Source organism: Candidatus Lokiarchaeum ossiferum (assembly GCA_025839675.1).
In the GTDB taxonomy this organism is placed as follows: domain Archaea; phylum Asgardarchaeota; class Lokiarchaeia; order Sigyniarchaeales; family Promethearchaeaceae; genus Lokiarchaeum; species Lokiarchaeum ossiferum.
This window is the reverse complement of record CP104013.1, coordinates 4,138,492-4,163,167: the sequence shown is the minus strand read 5'-3', so window position 1 is coordinate 4,163,167 and position 24,676 is coordinate 4,138,492. Positions and strand designations below refer to the sequence as shown.

25 protein-coding genes are annotated in these 24,676 nt (G+C 33.8%); 12 read left to right on the top strand and 13 right to left on the bottom strand.

Annotated elements, in window-relative coordinates:
* Nucleotides 1–14: 14 nt before the first annotated feature.
* Nucleotides 15–1,370, bottom strand: a complete 1,356-nt coding sequence (locus tag NEF87_RS17700; protein WP_457916886.1) for a hypothetical protein — start codon at nucleotides 1,368–1,370, stop codon at nucleotides 15–17.
* A 326-nt stretch (nucleotides 1,371–1,696) separates the two neighbouring features.
* On the opposite strand from NEF87_RS17700, the gene NEF87_RS17695 reads away from it, so the two are divergent.
* Nucleotides 1,697–3,376, top strand: coding sequence for an FAD-dependent oxidoreductase (locus tag NEF87_RS17695; RefSeq protein ID WP_457916885.1), 1,680 nt, complete (start codon nucleotides 1,697–1,699; stop codon nucleotides 3,374–3,376).
* 245 nt (nucleotides 3,377–3,621) lie between these two features.
* Nucleotides 3,622–3,783 (top strand): hypothetical protein, encoded by a 162-nt coding sequence (locus tag NEF87_RS17690; RefSeq protein ID WP_457916884.1) that lies wholly within the window; start codon nucleotides 3,622–3,624, stop codon nucleotides 3,781–3,783.
* Nucleotides 3,784–3,803: 20 nt separating this feature from the next.
* Here the strand turns inward: NEF87_RS17690 and NEF87_RS17685 are convergent, their stop codons facing one another.
* From NEF87_RS17685 to NEF87_RS17670, 4 genes are all read right to left on the bottom strand, one after another.
* On the bottom strand, nucleotides 3,804–5,009 hold the full coding sequence (locus tag NEF87_RS17685) for a hypothetical protein (protein ID WP_457916883.1): 1,206 nt from the start codon (nucleotides 5,007–5,009) through the stop codon (nucleotides 3,804–3,806).
* 93 nt (nucleotides 5,010–5,102) lie between these two features.
* Nucleotides 5,103–6,350: a hypothetical protein gene (locus NEF87_RS17680; RefSeq protein WP_457916882.1), complete on the bottom strand. Its 1,248-nt coding sequence runs from the start codon at nucleotides 6,348–6,350 to the stop codon at nucleotides 5,103–5,105.
* A 129-nt stretch (nucleotides 6,351–6,479) separates the two neighbouring features.
* Complete coding sequence (locus NEF87_RS17675; protein WP_457916881.1) at nucleotides 6,480–8,027, bottom strand: hybrid sensor histidine kinase/response regulator; 1,548 nt, start codon at nucleotides 8,025–8,027, stop codon at nucleotides 6,480–6,482.
* A 106-nt stretch (nucleotides 8,028–8,133) separates the two neighbouring features.
* Entirely contained in the window at nucleotides 8,134–8,589 is a 456-nt protein-coding gene (locus NEF87_RS17670) for a hypothetical protein (RefSeq protein WP_457916880.1), read from the bottom strand.
* Nucleotides 8,590–8,907: 318 nt separating this feature from the next.
* Here NEF87_RS17670 and NEF87_RS17665 point away from each other — a divergent pair, with 318 nt between their 5' ends.
* From NEF87_RS17665 to NEF87_RS17640, 6 genes are all read left to right on the top strand, one after another.
* Nucleotides 8,908–9,807 carry a sulfide/dihydroorotate dehydrogenase-like FAD/NAD-binding protein gene (locus NEF87_RS17665; protein WP_457916879.1) on the top strand — a complete coding sequence of 300 codons (900 nt, stop codon included), beginning with the start codon at nucleotides 8,908–8,910 and terminating at the stop codon, nucleotides 9,805–9,807.
* Between the two features lie 2 nt (nucleotides 9,808–9,809).
* Nucleotides 9,810–11,225, top strand: a complete 1,416-nt coding sequence (gltA, locus tag NEF87_RS17660; protein WP_457920133.1) for an NADPH-dependent glutamate synthase — start codon at nucleotides 9,810–9,812, stop codon at nucleotides 11,223–11,225.
* A 103-nt stretch (nucleotides 11,226–11,328) separates the two neighbouring features.
* Entirely contained in the window at nucleotides 11,329–11,928 is a 600-nt protein-coding gene (locus tag NEF87_RS17655) for a Rab family GTPase (protein ID WP_371802764.1), read from the top strand.
* A 46-nt stretch (nucleotides 11,929–11,974) separates the two neighbouring features.
* On the top strand, nucleotides 11,975–12,517 hold the full coding sequence (locus tag NEF87_RS17650) for a hypothetical protein (protein ID WP_371802763.1): 543 nt from the start codon (nucleotides 11,975–11,977) through the stop codon (nucleotides 12,515–12,517).
* Between the two features lie 67 nt (nucleotides 12,518–12,584).
* Nucleotides 12,585–13,124, top strand: coding sequence for a 4Fe-4S dicluster domain-containing protein (locus NEF87_RS17645; protein WP_371802762.1), 540 nt, complete (start codon nucleotides 12,585–12,587; stop codon nucleotides 13,122–13,124).
* Nucleotide 13,125: 1 nt separating this feature from the next.
* Entirely contained in the window at nucleotides 13,126–14,019 is an 894-nt protein-coding gene (locus tag NEF87_RS17640) for a CoB--CoM heterodisulfide reductase iron-sulfur subunit B family protein (RefSeq protein ID WP_371802761.1), read from the top strand.
* A 23-nt stretch (nucleotides 14,020–14,042) separates the two neighbouring features.
* On the opposite strand, the gene NEF87_RS17635 is transcribed toward NEF87_RS17640, so the two are convergent.
* The 3 genes from NEF87_RS17635 to NEF87_RS17625 all read right to left on the bottom strand — a co-directional run bounded on the left by NEF87_RS17635 (nucleotide 14,043) and on the right by NEF87_RS17625 (nucleotide 17,114).
* A complete protein-coding gene (locus NEF87_RS17635; protein WP_371802760.1) occupies nucleotides 14,043–14,636 on the bottom strand; it encodes a hypothetical protein in 594 nt (197 codons plus the stop codon).
* Nucleotides 14,637–14,783: 147 nt separating this feature from the next.
* On the bottom strand, nucleotides 14,784–15,473 hold the full coding sequence (locus NEF87_RS17630) for a lysoplasmalogenase (protein WP_457916878.1): 690 nt from the start codon (nucleotides 15,471–15,473) through the stop codon (nucleotides 14,784–14,786).
* Between the two features lie 45 nt (nucleotides 15,474–15,518).
* Entirely contained in the window at nucleotides 15,519–17,114 is a 1,596-nt protein-coding gene (locus tag NEF87_RS17625; RefSeq protein ID WP_457916877.1) for a hypothetical protein, read from the bottom strand.
* 114 nt (nucleotides 17,115–17,228) lie between these two features.
* Between NEF87_RS17625 and NEF87_RS17620 the strand changes: the two genes are divergently transcribed.
* Entirely contained in the window at nucleotides 17,229–17,543 is a 315-nt protein-coding gene (locus tag NEF87_RS17620) for a MoaD/ThiS family protein (protein ID WP_457916876.1), read from the top strand.
* A gap of 30 nt (nucleotides 17,544–17,573) precedes the next feature.
* Here the strand turns inward: NEF87_RS17620 and NEF87_RS17615 are convergent, their stop codons facing one another.
* Entirely contained in the window at nucleotides 17,574–18,119 is a 546-nt protein-coding gene (locus NEF87_RS17615) for a CopG family ribbon-helix-helix protein (RefSeq protein WP_371802756.1), read from the bottom strand.
* A gap of 101 nt (nucleotides 18,120–18,220) precedes the next feature.
* Nucleotides 18,221–18,910, bottom strand: a complete 690-nt coding sequence (locus tag NEF87_RS17610) for a hypothetical protein (protein WP_457916875.1) — start codon at nucleotides 18,908–18,910, stop codon at nucleotides 18,221–18,223.
* Nucleotides 18,911–19,081: 171 nt separating this feature from the next.
* On the opposite strand from NEF87_RS17610, the gene NEF87_RS17605 reads away from it, so the two are divergent.
* Together NEF87_RS17605 and NEF87_RS17600 are read left to right on the top strand one after the other, a co-directional pair.
* On the top strand, nucleotides 19,082–19,489 hold the full coding sequence (locus NEF87_RS17605; protein ID WP_371802754.1) for an SCP2 sterol-binding domain-containing protein: 408 nt from the start codon (nucleotides 19,082–19,084) through the stop codon (nucleotides 19,487–19,489).
* Between the two features lie 258 nt (nucleotides 19,490–19,747).
* Nucleotides 19,748–20,155 carry an SCP2 sterol-binding domain-containing protein gene (locus tag NEF87_RS17600; RefSeq protein ID WP_371802753.1) on the top strand — a complete coding sequence of 136 codons (408 nt, stop codon included), beginning with the start codon at nucleotides 19,748–19,750 and terminating at the stop codon, nucleotides 20,153–20,155.
* 119 nt (nucleotides 20,156–20,274) lie between these two features.
* Here the strand turns inward: NEF87_RS17600 and NEF87_RS17595 are convergent, their stop codons facing one another.
* The 3 genes from NEF87_RS17595 to NEF87_RS17585 form a co-directional block, all read right to left on the bottom strand.
* Nucleotides 20,275–20,691 carry a hypothetical protein gene (locus NEF87_RS17595; RefSeq protein ID WP_371802752.1) on the bottom strand — a complete coding sequence of 139 codons (417 nt, stop codon included), beginning with the start codon at nucleotides 20,689–20,691 and terminating at the stop codon, nucleotides 20,275–20,277.
* 219 nt (nucleotides 20,692–20,910) lie between these two features.
* Complete coding sequence (locus tag NEF87_RS17590; protein ID WP_371802751.1) at nucleotides 20,911–21,243, bottom strand: hypothetical protein; 333 nt, start codon at nucleotides 21,241–21,243, stop codon at nucleotides 20,911–20,913.
* 182 nt (nucleotides 21,244–21,425) lie between these two features.
* The gene (locus NEF87_RS17585; RefSeq protein ID WP_371802750.1) at nucleotides 21,426–21,755 is read right to left on the bottom strand and encodes a hypothetical protein; all 330 of its coding nucleotides are present in this window, start codon (nucleotides 21,753–21,755) and stop codon (nucleotides 21,426–21,428) included.
* Between the two features lie 125 nt (nucleotides 21,756–21,880).
* Here NEF87_RS17585 and NEF87_RS17580 point away from each other — a divergent pair, with 125 nt between their 5' ends.
* Nucleotides 21,881–24,676, top strand: coding sequence for a hybrid sensor histidine kinase/response regulator (locus NEF87_RS17580; protein ID WP_457916874.1), 2,796 nt, complete (start codon nucleotides 21,881–21,883; stop codon nucleotides 24,674–24,676).

The following is a 24,676-nucleotide window of genomic DNA, read 5'->3' as shown; positions in this document are numbered from 1 at the left end:
TTAAAGGTTATAACCTATATTTCAAAGTATAGCCTCCTTTTCCTTTTTTGTAAATATTTTACATTTTCATAGCTTGATCTTACAATGATTTCCTCAAGTTGATTTAACATACGATTTCTATACCAAAAAAGAGTTAATTCTTGATGATGAATCCCTTGTTTTAAACCTTGATTACGATAAAACTGCCATCCATTGTGGATCATTACACGAAGGTACAATTCCGCCAGATGTACAGTTGGATAGCGGTATCGGAATTGTTCATGAATTCTATTTAAAGAGCTGAACCCTGTTTCCTGATTCCATCGAATTTTATAGGTCTTAGTCAACCATTTTGCCCACGATCGTTTATTTTTCCAAGGATCCAAGGTTGTAAAGAATGCTGATAATTGGTGAATCGCCTCATCATAAGTGATTTGCTTCTTCCAGAATTGATCACGGATTTTCCACGCAGGTTGATCATCATGTCCTACAATGACAATATGTAGATTCACCGAACTTTGCCAGGGTTTTGCACCTGGTTTCTGTTTAAATAAGTAAGTTGAGACTAAAGGGGCCGTTTTTAGCAAGTAGTTTTTAATTCGGCGTTTAACATGTGAGTATTTCTTTGCTGGCATTATGATCGGAATTTTACGATCTTTTAACATTTTCACGAGTTGTACTCGATAAAATTCCCGATCCATTAGACCATAATTAAACCCAAAATTATTGAATTTCAACCAATCAACAGAATTTGGGATTGATAGCCAACGTCCCACCCCTTTCTGCAGTAAATAGAAATCGGTAAAGAGGGTAATATTTTGACAATGAGTTGAATGACCTTGAAACATACGCACTGTTTTAGTACCCATGTGACGCTTGAAGGTCTTCTGTTCATACGGGGTCTGAGTTGAACCATAATAAGGATATTCCGTATTATCGACCAAGAATCGCCATTTTTGAGAAGGACCAAAGAAAGTAGCGATCTTACGACAGAGGGCCATATTGATATTTCCGAAGAGATTTTGAACTTCTTTTTTCGATAACCGGCGGAAAAATTTGTCGACATCGGTCTGATGTGGGATAAATCGTCGATGACGTACTTTATCTTGAAATCGTTTGGGTTGTAAGCGATATTTTGACTTGTAATGTCTAACAAGGAAAGCATTTAGACCTTCAGAAGCAACATGGACTGAGATTTGTCGAGTAAGTGCATATAATTTTGGGAAGACAAAATCAGCCCATGTATATAGCCGAGGACGGAATCGTTTGGCCAGCCCCAATAGTTTGATCTGCTCATTAAGTAAAGCTTTAAATTCTTTCAAAAGAAAGATATCCTTAGGGAAAGAGCAGTCGGTCGATTGGGGAATCGCCCGTGACTGTAAAGATATCATATAGATTCAATATTATTTCTTCTTTCCCTTTTATAACTTGATCGGTTTTCAGCTTGGAACGGTTATAGGCGATTTAATTCGGATCGTTTATAACCTTGAAGACTGTTTTCCTTTTCCTTTTCCCTTTTTGATTTTTAAAATCTCTTTATTTTATTTTTGATTTAATCACCATTTGAGTGAAAATGTGTAAAGATACAGTTCAAAACATTTCTGGATTTTTTTAATTAAAACGAAAATTGATCGTTCACTTTTCTTAATTTTAAGGAAAAAGGTAAAATTGGCTATTTTAAGAGAGAAATATTAATCAGAACTAGATGAACTCTCAGATGAAAAATTTTGCATGGTCCACTATGGATCGAAACAAATTAACACAAAATTTAGAAGAAAAACATTTTGACTTAATAATTATTGGAGGAGGAATGACTGGGGCAGGAATTTGTCGAGAAGCTGCATTACGTGGGCTTTCCTTTTTATTACTCGATAAGAATGATTTTGCATTCGGCACATCTTCCCGCTCTTCAAAATTAATCCATGGAGGATTACGTTATTTAGGAAATAACCAATTCAAAGTTGTTCGAGAATCATGCACGGAGAGAAATTGGTTACGTAATCATTTTCCCAATCTAGTTCGACCACTTGCTTTCAATCTCTACTCATACGAAGGATATATGTATTCCCCTCAAAAAGTAAAAATTGCTCTGTATCTCTATAACAAATTTAGCGATACATTTTCGAAATTTAAAAATTATGCCAAACCTAAAATTTTGACGCGGGAAGAATTTCTCGAAATGGAACCCAATATTCGAGAAGAAGGATTCGTAATGGGAGGCTATTATTACGATAATAATGTTGATGATGCACGTTTAACCTTAGAGACAATCAAAGAATCATTATTTTTTGCTAAAGGAAAATCTATTGCACTTAATTATGCAAAAGTTGATGGATTTGAAACAAATGAAACAGGAAAAGTTATTGGAGTAAAAATTGTCGATAAAATCTCAAACCAAGAATATTCCGCTTTCGGAACCCAAGTTGTTAATGCAACGGGGATATTCACGGATGAAATTTTGCAGTCTCAATCAAAATATATTCGACCTACAAAAGGAGTTCACTTGGTTATTAAAAATGAACGATTGGGAAATCATCAAGCCTTTGGATTACAATCGAAGGAAGATGGAAGATTTTACTTTGTTTTAAGAAGAGAAAAATACACAATAATAGGGACCACTGATACAGATTATAACGGCGATTTAAATAATCCGATTTGTACTAAAGCAGACGCAGATTACTTGTTAGATGGAGTCAATTTTCTATTTCCTAATGCCCATATTACAGAAAAAGACATTATTTCAACCTATGCTGGAATACGTCCTCTTGTTGTTGATCCAAATGCTAAGGATGCTGGAGAAGTCTCCCGAAAACATGTTATTATTGACCATACTAATGGTCTCGTTTCATTAATTGGAGGAAAATTAACAATTTATCGCTTGATGGGTGAAGATTTGCTTTATCATTTGGTAAAAAAGAATATCTTCCCAAAATTTCCGCGGAATCATATGAAAAAGAAGTTCAGTATGCAGCCATTTATTGTCGGATTGAAAAAGGAGGAATTTGACAACATTTATAGTAAAGGCGAAAGACAAGGCATATACCCAAAGCTCGATGATGAACTACTGGAAGATTTACATCGCCAATATGGAAATCAAGCTTTCGAAATATTAGAAGATATCATGAAAAATCCAGAAAAGGGAAAACCTCTAATTGAAGGTAATAATTTTTGCGCTGCGGAAATAGAATGGATCTGTGATCATGAATTAGCCCCCCATCTTTTAGATATGGTTTGTAGAAGAACAGAAATATCCTTATTTGTCCACCATACCAAATCACAAGAAATTGCAAGTAAAATAGCTACGATTATGGGAGAAAAATATGGATGGGATAATACAAGAGTGAAGGAAGAAATACAAACTTATGTTGATTATGTTAGTAATTGGCTTTGGTTTTGATTCTTAAGGGAATTTATTCCATTTTTAAATGATTTAACTTTTGGATAAATAAGATAAAACATTTTTTTAGAATTTTGTAGTGTATTTGAACATAAATATTTAATTTTTGATTCAAAATTGACCGATATTTATGCATTGGACAAGTTGCAGTTAGTTTAAATAAGAATTTGATTAAATCAACATAGCAATGATAATCCCTCTGAAATATAATTAATTGGAAGGGCAATATCACGAGAAAGATAAAAATGAAAACAATTTCACAAAAAAACTCCCAACTTACTATATCTGCAAAAAACGTTAAAATAAGCTATGAAAGTATCGAGAATCAAGATCAAAAAGATGCAACCATTGGAATTTGTCAAGATGATCTTGACATCTGGATATACCTAATGAACGATTGTCTCTAATTTATCCCCAAAAAAAAGGCTTATATTTCAAAAGTACTAATATCGGTTTCAATATAATCAATATAGTTTGAAATATATTTTTTCAAATTCAAAATAGAAGGAGATTGCCCCGTCCTGACAAAAATTGCTGTTGCAGCATTAGCAACAATCAAAGATTCAGCAGAAGATAATTTAGATAACTTTGAGATTAAAATTCCTGCATTGAAATGATCTCCTGCAGCTACTGTAAATTTAGGTGCAGAAGTATAACCTTCTGTCACCCAAAAATGATTCTCATGACCGGTAATTGTTGCAAAATGAGGCTCATGTATGACAAGATGAGTCAAATTTAGAACAGAATTGATATTTTGACCTGCCTTTTCAAAAGATTGGAGACTTCCCTTTTGTATTTTTGGTACTCCTTCACGATTTAATACATTCGACACGTCAATGGCTTCCCGATCGTTGAGACTTAGAACCACCGGAATTGTTTCATCAATTTTTCCAAGTAAGGAAAGCATATTGCGAATTTCTTGGTGGGAACGCTTGGTAAAATCTGCAGGGTCTACAAAAAAGAGTTTTTTTTGAGATTTAGAGACATTGGGCAGTATATCTGATATAAAATGTTCAAAATAATTATTCATATGTAACATTAAACTCCAATGACCATTTCCTATAGCATCATTCCGATTAAAAGCCTCAATAACTGCATCTATTCCACCCATCCGAGAAACTAAAGTTTTCCAATCAAGTTCAAATAATCCTCCCATATCTTGTGACATGACTTTACCATCAGAGAATTCCATAGCCAAAGTCTCACCACTGTTTGCAACAGAAAATAAATTTACATTAGAAGGGAGATTTTGGAACAGAGGATCAATCTCCGGATACCCCATTGCAGCGTATAAGTCTATTGTTGATTTTGGAACCATATTTGCAATTGCCCGAGCCATATTAGGGGCAAAACCTCCAGCCAACTTTATTTTAAGAACTCGTTCAATGGAAGTTGAACTTCCAGCAGTATCAACAATTCTTTGTCCAAAATCGGCCATATTAGCATAAATTTCATATTCAGCAACATTCTGCCGAGATTTTAACATATTATAAAGTAAATCCACATAACCATCAAAACCCATGAAAAATCGCAGCGATTCTGAAGCATTTTCTATTCGATCAAGATTATTCAGAGCACTTGAAAAGGATTCAATTGTACAATCATAATCATTGTATTTTTTGTATTTTCCCATATTCAACACTTAAAATTATTCAGAAGGCTTAAAAAAATTGAGGATGTGATTGGTTAACAAATCTTATGATTATTGATACAACCAGATTTATAATTAGAAATCTCCATAGGTTCGAAGATGTTGGCCTTTTGATTCTTGATCTACTAAGGCATTCATTAATTTTTCACCATTATCAATAACAATACTATAATATTGATCCCCTTCCCCTACTTTCAAATTAATCAGAGCAAGTTGGGCATTGAGAGCTGTTTTATTTATTAAATCTATCCCTTTATAAATTAAATTTGGAGACCACATTGGGCGCATGGAGGCCCACCATAACCAACATGAGTGAAGAGATTCATCATAAAAAAATCGAGCTGTCTTGTAATAATTTGAAAAATTAGAATCTTCACCTTTTTCTAGTGCGCATTTTTCAACGATCTCCATTAATCGATAAAGAGCTCTTAACATACGATATTGATACTTATGTATAGGGTTGAGAGGATGCATCCAGAGCGGATATGGTACTTTTGCAGCTAAATCCCCCCCATCAGTACTCCATGATGATGATTTAATCTGCTTTCCAATCTTTTTGGGAAATTTCTTCAGTAAATCCGATATAAAACAAATTTTGATATCGGATCTATCTTCAATAATTGAAAAAGCTTTTCCCAAAAAGCTGGTTTCATAATATTTGATGTGATGACCAAATGTTTCAGCATCTTGCGCTGTAATTACATAGTGATCTTCATCTGGAAACTGTTCAAACATGGTAGCAAGCTGATCAACGAAACCTTGAGCATCGATGTTGTTAAAAGAAATCAAATTTGATAAGTATGTATCTCGAAAAACGGTTACTAAACCAGAAGGAGATTGTTGGACGTAATCATGCGGCCATTCATCAGAATTCGCAATTCCATCCATAATCATCCACTCAAAATTAGATTTCTTAATAATTTTGCATAGCTGTGGTGATACAGCCATTTCAGGAGGGAAAAAACCGGATAGTTTATCTTGAGAAAAATGTTGCATTATTGTGCTATTTGTGAGTTTTATTTGTCGATCAACTTCTGCAGGAGGAATTAAGGGTAAAATTGGATGATATTTTCCAGAACCAACCAACTCAACTTTCTGATTTTCAATCAGATGACGCAATTTATTACGAGATTCTTTTAAATTCAATTTTGCAAATTGATCGAGTAAACAACCTTGGATATTTAGTGTCAGTTTTACATTTTCATGTCGTTCTAACATTGATAATAGTGGCATATAGCATTCTTTGTAAATTTGTTTTAATATTTCAACATCTTGCCATGGTGGTTGATATGCATGAAGGAAAGGTGCCCAATAGATTGTCATAATAATTAATTCCTAATATTAAATATTATATTAGAATGTAGCAGAATAACTAAGATTTTTGATCTTAAATTATTTAGCAAAATTAGTATTTCAGAGAAAATAGCGGATTGAGATTCATTAGTTTTTCAATTATTCGACTTTCAAGTTTAAAACATTTGCCAGAGTATATTTAAGATTTTTAATAGTAAAGGGTTTCATCAAGACACCTATAAATCCAAACTTAGCATACTCTGCCATAATTGGATCATTCGAATAACCACTGGATACAATTGCCTTGATATCAGGATATTTCTTATGCAAAATATTTATTGCTTTTTCACCTCCCATTCCTCCAGGAATGGTCAAATCCATAATTAGCAAATCGACTGGGTGAGAAGTAGATAATGCATCTTCATAAGCAGCAATTGACTCCGTACCATTTACCGTCTCTACGACGGAATAATTCAAACGTCTGAGCATCTTAGCAAGAATTGTTCTTACACCGATTTCATCATCCATAATAAGGACCTTATATTTTTCTTTTTTTCCTTCATGAGAGCTAGTTTTAGCTAATTGGGGAGAAAATGGTTTTGGATGAGCAGGTAATAAAACAAATACTGTAGTACCCACCCCTAACTCGGAATCAACCCACATATAACCTTCATGTCGTTTAATTATGGAATAAGAAGTCGTAAGACCAAGTCCTGAACCATTTACTTTCCCATAGGTAAAATAAGGATCAAAAATCCGTGATAAATTCTCAGTAGTAATTCCAATACCATCATCTTGAATCGATATTTCAATATATGGCCGTTCAGACACATTTGATGGAAAATAATTTTTCTTTGTGCTGATATTTTTGACATGGATTGTAATTTCGCCCCCTTTTGGCATCGCTTGATCAGCATTAATTATAATGTTATTTAGAACTTGATGAATTTGGTTTGGATCCACATTTACTTCCCACATTTCTGGATCTACATCAAGATTGCACCGAACATTTGATCCTCGCAGGGCAAATGTGGCAGAGTCATGTATTAAAACAAATAAATTCGTCAATTTCTTAACTGGAGCACCACCTTTTGAAAAAGTCAGTAATTGATTTGCCAAATCTTTTGCTCGAAGAGAAGCCGTCTCAGCTTCCCCCAATATTTCATGCACATCGGGTTGATCTTCAGGGGAAATTTCCATCTTTACAAGCGAAATATTCCCCAAAATTGAGGTTAAAATGTTATTGAAATCGTGAGCAATTCCCCCGGCTAAAATTCCAATTGTTTCTAATTTTTGTGTTCTGATAATCTCTTGTTCCATTTGTTTTCTTTCAATAGAATGTTTTATAGCACGATTTAATAAAAAAGTAGTAAGATGATCCTTACTTATTACATCTTGAGCCCCTTGCTGTAGGGTTTTAATCGCTTCATCTTCATTTATAACAGAAGTCAGCACAACTATCGGTATATCTGGAAAGTTCTTATGCATCATCGAAAATGCTTCAATTCCAGAAAAATTAGGAAGGGATAAATCGAGTAAAATGACATCATATGATTGATCTGACCCATCGATCGAAAACTCGCAAATATTTCGCTTCCAATCAACCGTAAACTCAATTTTATTACTTTCTTCAAGAAAAGATAAGATAAGATTCGCGTCACCTTCATTATCTTCAACAAGAAGTAAGTTGAGAATATTATCATTCATTATTTTAATCGTTTCCAAAAAGATTCCTTAATTAATCTAAATTTCTGCTTCCTAAATTTTTTATCACTTCAAATGAAAAAGACTTGAAATAAAGAATCGGTAAAATCTAAAAAACAGCCCGAAATCGTTCTTCATCTGAAATGATCAATTTTGAAAAGATTTTTTCAAATCTGTCGGCAAATTTCAGAAATTTTTGCTGATTAAGTGAATATATATCAAATATTGAATACCTATCAATGAATTGCTGCATCGCTTTTTGCATACATTTCACAACTTCCTTATTATTGGTATTTTTTTGAGCAATGGTATACATTGAAAGAAAATCAATAGGGGAATCCTTCTTTTTTTGACGAATTTCTTGAGAAATCTGGATTATTTGATAGGGCCCAAGACTAACATTTTGTAATTTATCTTGAAAAGCACGTTCTGCGAGGTGAGTTAGAGAGTTTAATAAACCAGTTCGGATGTCTTTGGTTAAAAAATCGCCACTCTTTCCGGCAGGATATAATTTCTCAACCAATACAGTATCCTTAAACACTAATGTAGTCTCTAACACAACCATAATATCACAAAATTTCTTAGATATCTTTCAAAAAAATATCTAACATTTAAAACTTCTGAACTATCTTATGATTTTTTTTTGGAATAACAATTGAAAATTTAATATACAATTTTGGTAAAAAAATGAAAGGATAAAGTAACCAAAATCGATTCAAACCAATCACAAAATAGATTCTTGGTATAAAATTTCCAGATTTGAAGAAAGATTTTTATTGAGATCTTCTAAATTAATATTAAACTGATTTCTGTAAATCAATAATTTTCTTATAAAAATGACAGATAATCTAAATTTTACTAAAACGAAGTGAGAAATTCAATCATGGGGCATAAAATCATATCCAAGACATTTTTGAATCCAGAGCATTCTGTATTTGAATTAATAATAAAAGCACCACAAATAGCTCAAAAAGCATCTGGAGGTAATTTTTTAATCCTTAGAATTGATGAAAAAGGAGAAAGATTCCCATTAACTGTTGCTGATTATAATCGAGAAGAAGGTACAATAACTATGGTGGTCATGGCCATTGGAAAATCAACAACTCAACTTGCAAAGCTTGAAGTCGGGGAAGAAATAATGGATCTTGTCGGACCACTAGGAAAAAAGGCACATATCAAGAAATTCCCGAATCCTGTTGTATTAGTGGGAGGTGGAGTTGGAATTGCTCCAATATATCCACAAGCTAAGGAATTAAAGGAAGCGGGAAATGAAATAATCATCATTTTAGGGGCGCGAACTGCAAACCTTCTCTTTTGGAAGGAAAAATTTGATATTATTGCTGATGAAGTCATTATCACAACCGATGATGGAACAATTGGAAGAAAGGGATTAGTCACCCATGTTTTAGAAGAGATCATAACATCAAGACCAATCTCACAAGTAATAGCAATTGGTCCATTGATAATGATGAAATTTGTTGCCCTATTAACCAATGGATCGAAAGAAGGTGTACCAAAAGTCCCAACCACCGTTTCCTTGAACACAATAATGGTAGACGGTACTGGAATGTGCGGAGGTTGTCGTTTTCAACAACTTGATGGGGGAACCAAATATGCTTGTGTCGATGGTCCTGATGTGGATGGACATAACGTGGATTTTGATAATCTTTTAAAGCGAAACAGTCGATTTTTAAGAGTTGAGAAAGTGAGATTAAGTCATTACAATGAAAAATGTAGGGCAGAGGCAAAATTTTGTGAAGAAAATGAAGGAGAAGAATTCTAATGGTGAAAATGCAAATTATAAAAGAAAGAACTCCAATGCCTGTGCAGGATCCAAAGGAACGTGGACAAAATTTCTCTGAAGTAGCCTTAGGATTTACAGAAGAAATGGCATTGCAAGAAGCGAAGCGATGTTTGAAATGTAAAAATCGAGCTTGTGTGAAAGGGTGTCCTGTTGAAGTTCCAATTCCAGAATTTATTGCTTTAATCAATGAAAAGGACTATCGAGGAGCAATTAATAAAATTAAGGAGAAAAACGTTTTACCCGCTATTTGTGGACGAGTATGCCCTCAGGAAAACCAATGTGAAAAATTCTGTACTTTAGGCAAGATCAAAGAGTCTAAACCTGTCGGAATTGGAAGATTGGAGCGATTTGTGGCAGATTGGGATATGGAACATCCAGAAGACATTCCAGAAGGTGCATTCTGTGAAGATACAGAAGAAAAAATCAAAGTTGCTATCATTGGTGCAGGACCAGCAGGTTTAACCTGTGCTGGAGAACTGGCTGCCAAAGGATATGATGTAACAATTTTTGAAGCTTTCCATAAAACTGGAGGTGTTTTAGTCTATGGAATTCCCGAATTCCGCTTACCAAAAGAAATCGTTCGTAAGGAAATAAACAAATTGCGGGATTGTGGAGTCAAATTAGAGACCAATAAAGTGATTGGACAAATTCTAACTCTGGAGGATCTCCGTCAAAAAGGGTTTAAAGCCTTTTTTGTCGCAGTAGGGGCAGGTTTACCAATCTTTTTGGATATTCCAGGAACCGAATTAAATGGGGTTTTAAGTGCTAACGAAATTCTAACACGTGTCAACTTAATGAAAGCTTATGATCCAGAGTATGATACTCCAGTTGAGCGCGCAAAAAAAGTTGCGGTAATTGGAGGTGGCAATGTTGCAATGGATTCCGCAAGAACAGCCCTTCGATTAGGAGCAGAAAAAGTGATTGTAGTTTATCGTCGAAGTGAAAAAGAACTTCCCGCCCGTCACGAAGAATACGAGCATGCTGTTGAAGAAGGAATTGAATTCCACTTTTTAAGAAATCCAACAAAAATCATTGGAGGAGAAGACGGATTTGTGAAGGGATTAGAAGTAGTAAAAATGGAATTAGGTGAACCTGATGCATCAGGACGTAGGAGACCAATAGTTCAACCCAATACAGAATATATCCTTGATGTAGATTTAGTAGTAATGGCAATTGGGGCACGAGCGAACCCTCTTTTTACATCCCAAACAGAAGGTTTGAAATTAAATAAATGGGGATATATTGAAGTAAATGACGAATTGCAAACATCTTTACCTGATACATTTTCTGGGGGAGATATTGTCACTGGATCAGCAACAGTGATATCTGCCATGGGAGCAGGAAAACAAGCAGCTTATGGAATTCATGACTATCTACAAAAACAGATCACAGAATAGTATTTTTTATAGAAACTTTTGGAAATTTTTTTATTATTTTTTTACACTTTTTTCAACACATTGAAATTATACCACGTAGAGAACTTTTACATAATGAGGAGAAATGCCGGAAAATCTAGATTCTGATCTCAACACTGAAAGTGGAAAACAAGTCCGCCAAATAAAAAAGAAGGTACTTATTCTTGGTGAAGGTGGAGTGGGTAAAACTACATTACTTTACCGATATGTAAATAAAGTATTCTTAGATTCAACAAAAATGACCATTGGAAGCGATTTTTTTGTAAAAAAATTGAAAACGATCGATGAACAATATGAAAATCGCTTAACATTACTTCTTTGGGATTTTGCTGGGCAAGAAAGATTCCGATTCATCTTGAAAGATTACACAAAAGGAGCAGAAGGAGTAATCTTGGTTTTTGATCTCGTACGATACAATACTCTTCAAAAATTATTTAATTGGATCGATATTTTAAAGGAAGGAGGAGTTTGGGGAAATCCGGATGTTAAATTTTATCTAGTTGGATCTAAAAGAGATTTGGTCCCAGGAAATGAACAAGCAATCCCTACTGATATCATTGAGGATTTTAAAAAGGAATTCAATATCGATTCATATTTTGAAACATCAGCCCGAGATGGAACTGGTATTGAGGATCTGTTCCGCACTGTCGCAAAATCTCTAATTGCACAGGAAGATCAAAAATAAAACTAAAACAATGATTTTTTTTTCTTTGAATTTCTATAGTTTTATTATGGGTATCTGGAAAGGACGCAAAAAAAAAAAAGATGAACCGATAACTGAACGGTGTCCAAACTGTCTGAAATCAAATTTAAGATATGCTTCGAATATAAGTGGAATTTATTCAGCACCGAAATATTTATGTCCTGATTGTGGATATAAAGGAGCAATTTATGTTGATGTTAGCGGAAGCGATGAAAAAGAAGCAATGCAACTTGAACAGTTACGAAAAGATTTTCCAGAATTATTGGAAAAGCAAAAATCGGCCCAAGAATTAGCTAAACTTTGCTTAGAAGAGAAATGGTTCCCAAATCAAAAAGAAAATAAAAATGATTTAAGATCGTGGTGTCCATTTTGTGCAGATGTCAGTGTTGTATGCTCGATATGCAAATGTCCCCCAGAAATTTGTGCTAAGCATGCTACCGAAGGCTATATTGGGGAACTTAATGACTTATATGATGATGAGACAATTTTGTGTGATGTCGATGAGATTCTATATCAAAAAATTGTTCAGGCATTTCAGAACCTTTCGCAATCTGAAAAAAAGGAGTTATGATCTTCAATAGCATCTTTTTTGAATAAATAAAATTCTTTTTAATTTTTGGATGCTTGTTACACTTAAGATGGAAAAATTAAGCCCTTCTGCAATACTCCGTGAAGACTTATCCGAAAACGAACTTGGAATCTCACTTAGAGTGTGTTATAATTGCAGTACATGTTCAACAATTTGTCCGGTTGCCTTAGAAACGGGAGGGAAATATAATCCACGTACAATTATTCAATTGGCAAATTTTGGGATGCAAGAAAAATTAGTAGAAGATCTGATGCCAAATGTGTGGGACTGCACTATGTGTGAACTATGTCAAGAAGAATGTCCTCAAAATGTTAATCTTCATGAAACTTTTATTGTAGTCAAAAATGCCGCTGCCTTAAGCCATAACATTCCAACTTCCTATACAAGTGAGACTAAGCAAGTTTATGAGAATGGAAAAGCGGTTCCACTCCAACCAGCCATTATAAAACGTCGTGAGCAGTTAGGATTACCTGAATCTTATAATATTGATGTGAAAGAAATTCAAACGCTAATGGATATGACTCCCGCAAAAACGATACTCATATATGAAGAAAAACGTGAAGCTACAGAAACACAAGAGGAAAAATAAAATGACCACCGAAACACACGATTATGAATTCTTCCCAGGTTGTACCATCCAAAATCGAATTCCGTTTATTGAAAAAAGTGCTCGATTAGTATTTGATAAATTGGGGGTCACTTTAAATGACAATAAAGAATTTGGATGTTGCCCAGATCCTGTTGGAGTTCAAAGCACTGATCATCAAACATGGCTTACCTTGGGAGCCCGAAACTTAAGTTTAGCGGAAAAAAATGGAAGACCCATTATCAGTATGTGTAATGGATGTACAGAAACTTTGAAAGCTGTTAATTATGAATTAAATCATCATTCCCACGAAAAATCTCTTGTCCAAGAAAGATTAGAAAAAGTTGGAAAGACTTATACAGGAATAGCTCAAGTTAAACATTTCGTGGAAGTCTTACATGACGAAATTGGATTGGAAGCGATTAAATCAGCAGTTGAAAAACCACTTACAGGTTTTAAAGTCGCAATTCATGTAGGTTGTCATTATGCCCGTCCAAGTGAAATGATGCAAATTGATGATCCAATGAAACCATTCTTTGCCAAAGAAATATTAGAGCAATTAGGAGCCGAAATCATAGAATATGATGAAGAAAATATGTGTTGTTCTTCAGGAGTCGCCCGAAATAATGAAGATGCTGCAAATGGCATGATGAAGCGGAAATATTCCAGCATTCTTGAAGCAGGCGCTAATATTATCATGGTAAATTGTCCTTCTTGTTTTCAACAGTTAGAAGCAGGTCAACGAAGCATGAAAAAAACTTTTGGGATGGAGGTTAAGATACCTGTCCTTTATATTACCGAGTTAATGGCATTAGCCTTTGGAATGCCTATTAAAGATTTAGGATTAAAATTTCACCAAAATAAACCCATGAAATTACTAAAAGAACTTGGTTTTTAATAAGAACCCGTTTTATTGTCCGTTTATTTTTTTTCTTCTTCATTCACTTCTAAAAACGCATTTTTCGAGATTGTTATAGCAATCCCATGGAATATAAATAGTGTAAGTAATCCTAAATTCCAAAAAGCTGCAACTATTTGGGCAGTTTCAGCCGATTGACTTAATTGAAGGAAATAAAGAACAAAAATCTCACTTAGCAAAAGTACCACATAACTAACTAATATATAATATCCCAATTGTACTGCATTCCGATATTTATAAAATCCTACGAGATACAACATAAATCCTAAAATCATAAGTTCATTTCCCATAGAAACAATTCGTGCGTTAACATGCAATATTTCAGCAAAAAAGATGCTGGAAATAATTTTTCCAAGGATAATTAGGATTGAAACAATAATAAGAAAAAAACGTTTGGTAAATATCGTTTCACAAAAATAGAGTGCGAATCCAAGAATTTGCAAAAGTTGCCAATAAAATCCAGGAATTTTACTAAAAAGAAATTGCAAACTCACTAAAAAATAGGAGGAATTTAGTAAATTGAAAGCCATCATGCACTCTATTAACCAGGAAATGAAAAGAATTACCGAACCAGCGAGTGCAAATTTTTTAACCATGATCCTCAGATAAATTACATGTAACATGAATGATATTAAAATTTTCTTTCTTCTGAACAAATTCTAGTGCAGTTTTAACTGAACTATGGTATTTGGACTTCTTCACGCATCCATAATACAAAAAATAATAGTAAAAAAAATCTATTGCTATATATGAAGAGCCAGTAAAAATCCTAAAATGATAAGAAACTGACCTATCAAATAAGTACTCATGGTATACAATCTTTCATAAGGAATAGGACTAGCAAATTTATTGAAAGCGTTAATAGTATCAGATATCATGAATATTAAGGCACCGATCATCGCTAATATTATACCTCCAGGATCTCCGATACCCCAAAGGAAAGAAGTACTTACACCCATGAGAACAATAACCACTAGATAAATTGTTACTGCTTTTGTCATCTTTCCTGTGTGTTTGGTCAAACGTGGAAAGACCAAAGCGCCGATAATCATATAGGGAAGAGTTAGTAAAAAGCTCCAAAACTTATAATTTTGAAATCCATCTGCGGCAACAATAAAAGCGATAATATAGAATACATGTCCTAACAAGAATGATATCAAACCAATACGGAAAAATTTCTTAGTATTGTTCGGATCTGGGATCATCAAACAAACATCTCCCCCGAAACCTCCAACCAACCCTGCAACTAACCACCAATTTATGGCTGAATTCCCCGTGATATAAAACAGACCCAGCAAGGGTATCAAAAAGGGTTTAGTGATATATCGAATTTTCATTCCATCTTTGTTTTCTTTGATGATGAGATATTCTCCAAATAAATGAGCACCTACGAAAACAAAAAAAATGATCATTGGTATTATACTTAAAGCCATGAAGTAACTTTGTTGTGTAGGAAAAAAAAGGTTAGCTAAAAAAAATTAAAACTCATTTCCGCATTGTTTGCAGACGTGCTTTTTTGCGTAAACTATAGATGGTGCATAAGTTAGAATTTTAGTTTTATCTTCAACGATACTAATACTTGTTGAATTGCACTTTGTGCAAGTCACTCGTGCACTAGAAAATGTTTGGGATGGAGGAGCTTGCGGTGTTATTGGTGATGGTGAAAACACACTCGCAGGTTCTGAGATTGTGGCAGTTGAAACAGGTTTTGCTGTATAGGAAGATGTAGTAGTAGTACTTGATCCACTAATTGAGGGAGCCATTACTGAATGAGCTTGATCTAGGGATTTGATTTGTCGATCTTTATCCTCAACCAATTTTTCGAGTTGGTGGTACCGTTGAGTTAAGTTATTAAAATTTTGATTCAAGGTTGAATAATTTGATTCTGTTTCTTTTAGCCGCCCCATCAATTGATTGTATTTTTCAGGAGCAATCGCCGAATCTTTCAACTCTTCAATATATTTCTGTAAACTTTGATTTCCTTGAGTCAATTCTTGCAAACGGACTTGATTTGAATTATAAATAGATTCAGCTTGCTTTAAATTAGCTTGTAATTGAGCAATCATACTGTCCTTTTCAGTATTTGCCATTGTATTTGCTTGATTTGTTTGAGATGATAGTTGTTCAATGTAAGCTTTCAATTGTGCAATTTCTTGAGTTTTTTCAGCAATAGTATCTTGTAAAGAAAGATTTACATTCTCAATTTCAGTGCTCATGGCAGATTTCTGCATCTCAATTTCACCACTCATGACCGCTTTTTGCAATGCTATTTCTTTATCCATCCTTTTTCGTTCTTCGCCCAATTCAATCATCGCTTGAGCGAGTTCAGCCTTTTGAGTTTCAATCAATGATTGAGCAGCTAATAATTCTTGATTTTTAAACTCCAAGATTTCCTGTTGTGATTGGGCATCCTTGGTCATTTCTTTTAATTGAGATTCAAGGGAACCAAGATCTTTAACACCATTTTTGGACTCAAAATCTGAAATAATGCCATGCAATTTCGATATTTCAGCATCACGAGCGATGATTTCTTCATCCAATTCCCTATTTAATTCCATTTGTGGAGGAGGAACAGCAACATTGGCAGAATTTTGTTGATTAAGGGAATCAATAATCATACTTTTTTCTTCGAGCGATCTTCGGAGCTCCACCATTTGTTGTTGAAATTGAAGCACAATTTCTTCTCTATTTTCTAGTTTTTTTTCAAGCTCTTGGATTATAGCCTGAGAATCGCTCTGAACCATTATTTCTTTTGCTAAAAGCTGTTCTTCACGAATTTTTAATTCAGATTCTTTTTGTTCAATTGCATTCTCTCGATTTTTTAAATCAACAGTATTTACATCGAAGATTGGAACTTTTCCTTGATTTCCAGAAGCAGAACCAGGAGAATGATTAATATTCTGCGGTGGAAGAGACTTTTTCTCTAATAAATCAGCGATTTTTGCTTGAGCCACACTCAAGTTATTATCTTGTTCAAATAATTTTTCCCGAATGGCAATTAAATCTGAAACCATGACTTTGACTGTTTTATTGATTTTCCCTTTATTTTCTAACTCTTTAACTTGTTCCCACAAAGATATCACTTATTTTTCGTACTTGTACTTACTTTTTTGTTGAAATAAAAAAAGCTATCGAAACTTCATCCATTCAACAATGAAATTTTTCTGAAATGCACCTTTCATAAGATCATGGCAGAAATTGTTGAAAAATCAATGATACAAGTTAAGGTCATTTTCTATTCTTCATTGAAAAACACCGTTGGACAAGATCATGTGGTACTTCCCTTCCCAAAGAACACAACCCTTCAAAGCGTATTAGAAAAAGTGCAACAAGATTATTTTTCCCCAAAAAATGAATTCATTCTCAAGGAGACGACTAAACAATTGGAAGTGGGTCTTATCTGTCTTGTTGATGATGTAGATATATCCATTGCAGGAGGTCTAGCGCGCCAACTTCAAAAAGATAGAACTATAACCTTAATAACATCACTTCATGGAGGATAATCTTTTTTCTTTATTTTATTTGTAGAATCATTAATACATTTCCAAAGGTGAAAACTTAATGGTTTCAATTGTCTTAAAATGGGACAACCCACCTATCAATTCTTGCACCCGACTGTAGGACCCATTGACGGCAATTATAAGCATACATTTCTCGGGTCCAGCATGAATGTGAGTAGTAGAAACAATTATATCTAAGAAATGATGTTGAAGATCATTCGCTTTAATGAATTCCAGTTGTTCCACAGGAAAATAATAGGAATCAGAATCCGAAAGATTAGTCTTTTTTTCATCATGGTCATGATGATGATGCCCTGCAGCATCATGGTAATGCGTATGGGCTTTTTCAATATAACTTATTGTACCTAGCACATTACCCTTCGTAACTTTTGGATCATCCAAATATTTAATGGATTCTTGATTTAAAAACAGACGCATTCCTTTTCGGATAGCATCTGACCGGCTTAAATTCAATTGACCCCTTAAAACTTCAAATTTTTCATTTAAATCTGCGGGCACTGAGACAGAAAATCGCTCATATTCATTTTTTTTACTGGCTTCTTTCTTCTCCGAATCCATATATCGAATTTATTTTTTTTGCTTAAAAAATTTTGTTTAGGAAACAAATTAGAAATATCGCCCTGCCTAACAAGAAATAAAAATGAAAAGATGAAAAAAACTTAATAACCAATCATTATGAGAGTATTTCCGGTAATCCAAATCATAAAACCTTGGGTTAAACAAAGGGCTGCTGCCAATAAAGCAAATGGAGGCCACGAAATGACTTTAGAAATTGCTTCCAAAGCACCTACCCAAAATTTCAATGCTACCCCAACCATGGTGGCAACGACAACGAATATACCAAATAATACCCATTTCATATTAACATAAGGGGATAAAGTTGTAACCAAAGATTGTGGAATTGTTAATGCGAGGATGAGTGCAACACCTGCTCCCGCAATGATACCAATTAAGGAAGCCAAAGGAACATCTTCTAAGGGTTTTAAGAACATAGCAACTCCCATTAATAACAATAAAATACTTGTAAACCAGTCAAAGTGATTTTGAGAGAGTGGAACATCTCCAAAATCGCGATAAGCATAGGATGGAGGCATATCTAAGACCATCGTCATAATACCCGTTGCGACTACAACTACACCAAGGATTAATCCGAGAAGTATGATAATTTTTAAGACACGGGAAACGGTATCACGTTCCCAAGATTCATTCTTCGATTTAATGAAGCCACGTCTCACGCCTTCATAACCGAACCACACTAAAGCCATCAAACCACAAATAACAAGCATGATAGCCCCAGAATCGACAAATATATCGACAAATTTTGCATATAAACCAGTTTGTAAGATCATTAGAGTAACCTTTTAGAAATTGATTATAGTTACATAGAATATCACTAACCCTATTTATTATATTTCGGTAGGCCAAATTTTGTATTTCATTTGTTCAAGAAAAAATGAAAAAAAAGTTTTTATTCAGAAAGAAATAAACTAACCACAATCCCGAAATTTTGGTGATATATTATGGGTGCAAAAGAATTAGTAGAAAAATGGGAAAATGATACCTTTACTGCCGCTGATGTAGACGAATTTCTTACCGTAGCAGCAGAATTTGGTAACAGCAATGAAGATATTCAAGAAGAACTCGAAGATATGGGCGATAAAAGTTATTTATTCAAAGTAGAAGGCATGGATGATTTCTGGCTCAAAATTGAGGGTGGAAAATTATCCGCAGGAAAGGGTTCAATTGATTCCCCTTCATTAACTTATTCTATGAAAGAGGATATTTGTGTTGGAGTTCTATCGGGAAAAATGGATAGTACGGCAGTCTATATGAAAGGAGATCTTAAGATTGAGGGTTCTTTAAAAGACGGTGCAAATTTCGTTTCCTTACTGGAAATGCTCCGAGAAGAAATGGAAGAAGCCGATTAATTCCAGTCTTTTAATATTTTTTTTTTCTGTCATTTTTTACTCATTAAAAATATTTTCTCTTAAAAACTTCGGGTTTTCATTCTAAGGGCAAGGAAGGATGGAAAAATGATGAAAAATGTTCAAAAATGAGAAGAAACACTTTATATCAACCAATTTGGAGAAGATTTTCACCATTATTAGAGAAACAAAATTTTTATAGTTAAACAATTTAGTAAAACCAATAGCTCGGTTTTCTGAGTTACACTAAAGGTGTTAAATTTGGACGAAGAAAAAAAACAAGCGTTATTGGATAAAATTGATGATGGTTCTTTTAGTTCTGAGGATTTAGACGATTATTTAGAACTTTTTATGGAAGTCTGTAATGAATCTGAAGATATTGAAGAAGAAGTAGATGGCTGGGATCGTACTTTCCAAATTAAAATGGAAGATAAAGATGATTTCTATTTCATGATTGAAGAATGCAAATTCTCTGTTAAAAAAGGAACTCATGAAGACCCCGATATAACCTTAGAAATGTCTGCTGATACTGCCGCAGGGATCTTTTCTGGAGAAATTGATGCCACGAGCGCGTATATGGGAGGAGAATTAAAAATTATTGGCCCTCTCCCTGATGCTGTCAAATTCCGTACCCTAACGGAATTAGTTCGTGAAGAATTGGAAGAATAAACTTCAATATTCTCTTTTTTCTCTTTAATTATTAAATCCACTTCAATTTTTAATTTGAAAGTTAAGTTAGTACTATTTTGGTTTTAGAAAAACATCAGAAATTTGGAGTAATAAAAAAATTAGTTCAATCCAAAAATAAGAACAGAAATAACGCCTACTCCTACTCCTGCTGCCCATGGAATTAAGATAGATTCAACAATCGTTTCCATAAATATTTTACCTATATTGGCTGCGGAAATAGTTTCTTGATATAAAGAAGCATCTGTAAAAATGGTTGAAAGAATTAATGTATGAATCCCATAGACTAAATACAAAACCCACCTTGGGCTATCCAGAAAACTAACAAATAAAACAGTTATTCCACAGATAATTCCCCATCCCGCAATATCACCAAGTGCAAATCGTTTCCAATCAAAGAAAATATCATCGTGATTTGCAATCATAAACCCAATTAAATGTGCAATGTATGCGGGCAACCAAAATACAAACAATAACCGAATTAAAGTAGTATCGGTAAATTCAATAGCGAAAATCATATGGGTATTATTTAGTTTTAGACTTTAAATCTCTTTCTAATAAAAGATTGGGACATAAATGGTACGAACGTTTTCTTTAAATTAGGAGTAGAGAAAAATAGAAAATTTCTCACCTCAATTTGCTTTATTTCGTAATGAAATTACTGGATTTTTTGAAGATGAATAAAAAGAAAGAAAAGAAAAAAAATGTGGCTAAAATGATTCAAAATATGAAGGTTGTTAATAGTAGTGTAAAGATTGGATTTTATTCCGGAGATTCTTGATATTACTTTCAGAGCCAATACCAGAAGCGACTAATAAGTTAATAGCTTCTTGATACAGATCGCAAGAAAAGAGGCGATCATCCATCCGTTCACAATAATTGGCCATCCTAATATAGCCATTGATAAGATCTTTGGGATCGTTAAATTCTTGGACACATTGTAAATAATCCCGAAAAATTTCTAATGATTTCTTGTAGTTCTCGGAGGTTTTTTCCCAATAGGCCACTTGTTGTTGAAGTGATTGCAATTTATTCACACTGGCGAGATATTCGAATTGGGTTCTCATCATAATAGTTCAAAAACTCAAAACATTTGAATTGACATAACATCTGAAATGATATCCCCATGATACATAACAGGATACCTAAGCGAATATCGCAAGATAAATCTAATTAAGAATAATTGAAAAGAGAAAGAAAGAAAAAAAAAAAGCGGAGAATTACATTTGATGGTAAAAATGAAGGTTTATAATTATGAGAGCGGATGAGGATGACTTAAAGTTTCTTTTTTTGGGGCTAAATTTTGATCAGATTCATAAGTTGAAATTAATATTTTAGCTTCTTTGTATAAATCTCGTGCAAAAAGAGTGTCATTATTCATGAGACAGAATTTTGCAAACCGAATATAGAGGGTGATCAAGGTTAGAGGTTGCTGTAAAGAGCGGACATATTCGATATAAGCCACAAAAGCATCCATCCCGTTGTGATAATCATTAGATTGTTCATAAAATTTCACTTTTTCTTGCAAATCTTGAAGGTGATTTATATTGGCAAGATACTGTGAAGCAATATGGGAATCCATACTTTAATTATTGGAATGAAATAGATGAAATGTGATAACATCTGGATAATACGATTTCTTCGAAAAAATTTGTATCTTATAAAAAGAAATGTTAATACGTACGATTTTCTTAGTATTACTCATTTATGGATGATCTCGATTTCATTAAAAGCTTAGAATTACCGATAGATCAAGAAATCGAATTAATAAATCGATTTAGAGCAAATATCGCAAAAGAGCAATTATTTAAAAGAGGACAAGAATTATTTACACAGATCGGCCACGAACATGATTTTAAAGCATTAATCGAAGAAATTAAAGAAGTCATTTGGATATTTGATTTACAGAAGCAAAAAGTAGTATATGTAAGTCCAGCTTTTAAAGAAATCTGGCATTTGGAACCGAATGACATCCTTCAGGATTATAGTCTTTGGGAAAAGAGCATCCATCCAGATGATAAAATAGAAGCTGACGCGTCCTTCAGAAAAATTATTGAAACTGGGGGAGGTAAGATCCGAGATTATCGTATAGTTCGTCCTGATGGAGAGGTTCGTTGGATTTCCGATCGGGGGTTCATTATCAAAGGAGAAAATGAAATAATTACAAAAATCGTTGGTATTGCTGAAGATATTACGGAACAAAAACAAGCTCAACAATCCTTAAAAGAATCAGAGCAAAATTATCGATTGTTAGTAGAAAATCCTTCGGTTGCAATATTTCGAGTGAATACCAAAGGAGAATATAAGTTTATTAATTCTGGATTTACAGAAATGCTCGGATATTCAATACCTGAAGTATTTTCACTAAATGGATTTGATTATATCCATCCCGATGATCTTCATCAATTAAATGAAGTTTTAAAACCCCTATATCATGGAAAGACAGTTGATAATATAAACTATCGTTTCCAAAGAGCTGATGGTACCTATGCCCATTTATTCACCAGTTTTGCACCCATTATTTCTGAAACAGGCGAAATTTATGAGTTTATGGGAATATGTCGGGATATTTCCGAACAAAAAATTGCAGAACAGCAACAACGTAAATCGGAAATCAAATTTAGCTCACTACTAAAGACCTCTAAAGATTTCATTCATATCATGAATACTTCAGGGATCATCCTTAAAACAAATCAAGCAGCAGTGGATGGAACAGGCTATACTCGCGAAGAAATTGAGGGATCAAAAATGACCAAATTCTTTACTAAAAAATCCCAACAAATTTTTCAGGAAAATTTTCCTCAGTTATTAAAAACGGGAAGTAATTATGCTGAAGTAGAATTAATTCATAAATCTGGAAAGATTATGGAAGTGGAGTGCAAGGGATCGGCAATTTTTGATGATGATGGAAACATAACAGCATTAATCTCCTTTCAACGTGATATCACAAAACAAAAAAAACATCTACAAGAATTACAAACGAGTCAAGCGGATCTACGAGATTCCCAAGAATTATTTTCAATGTTTATGGACAACATCCAAGGATCAATATATCTAAGAGATTTAGATGGAAAGTATTTATATGTAAATAAATACGCTGAGGAACATGTTTTTGGGAAAAATTGGAGAGAAATGAAAATTAAAGATTTATTTGATGTTGAAGAAGTCAAGTTTAAGGAAAAAGAAAATAAAGTAATTTTACAACAAAAAATTCTGGATCAGGAGGATACAATAAGGCATTTAGACGGAACAGTACGAACGGTTAAAAGCATAAAATTCCGCATTGATCGGCCAAAAAAAGATCCCCTAATTGGAGGAATCGCGCTTGATATCACCGATCAAAAAGCACTTGAAGAAGAATTAATCAAAATCCAAAAATTAGAATCGTTAGGAATACTCGCTGGAGGAATTGCTCATGATTTCAATAATATTTTAACTTCTATATTAGGAAATTTATCTTTGTTGAAATATGATATTAATCCAGATTCGGAACAATTTGAATCTCTTAATGAAGTAGAAAAGGCAACAATTCGAGCTAAAGATTTAACCAATCAATTACTGACCTTTTCGAAAGGAGGAGCCCCCATAAAAAAAACAGCAAACCTTAAAGAGTTAATCCAAGAGTCGGTGAATTTTGTTTTACGTGGATCCAAAGTTAAGTGTGTGTATGATTTAGCTGACGACTTATCTACTGTGGAAATTGATAGAGGACAAATCAACCAAGTCATAAATAATATCGCAATAAATGCTGATCAAGCAATGTCTACAGGCGGAGAATTGTTGATAACCGCCAGAAATTTTACTCAAAAAAATAATTCAAATCTCCCCCTTTCTTCTGGGAATTATGTTCAAATTTCATTCCATGATACAGGAACAGGTATTCCGAAGGAATTTCAAGAAAAGATTTTTAGTCCATTTTTCACAACAAAAGAACATGGCTCAGGTTTAGGATTGGCCACGAGTTTTTCAATTATTTCGCGCCATGGAGGATTGCTTACATTCTCTTCAATTATTGAAGAAGGAACGACGTTTTTCATATATTTACCAGCATCTCAGCACCAAGTAAAACTTGAACAAAGAGCTAAAAAAACTCAGCAAATCCCATATAACTATCGTATTTTAGTCATGGATGATGAAGAAACAGTCCTAAAAACCATATCGATGATGCTCAAAAAGTTAAAGTGCTTTAGCTATATAACCTATGGGGGAATTGAAGCAATATCAATTTTAGGTGAAGAATTTGTATCAGGACATGGTTTTGATGCAGTAATTCTGGATTTAACCATCCCTGGAGATATTGGAGGCTTGGAAACTTTAACGAAAATTCGGGAAATTGATCCAACGATTTTTGCCATTGTATCTTCAGGATATTCCACAGATCCAGTCATGGCGAATTATGAAAAATATGGATTCGATTATGCTATACCCAAACCTTTTACTTTGGAGGAACTGAGATTGGCTATAGAAAAAATTGATTTGAAAAAAAAAAAATTCATGGTTTAG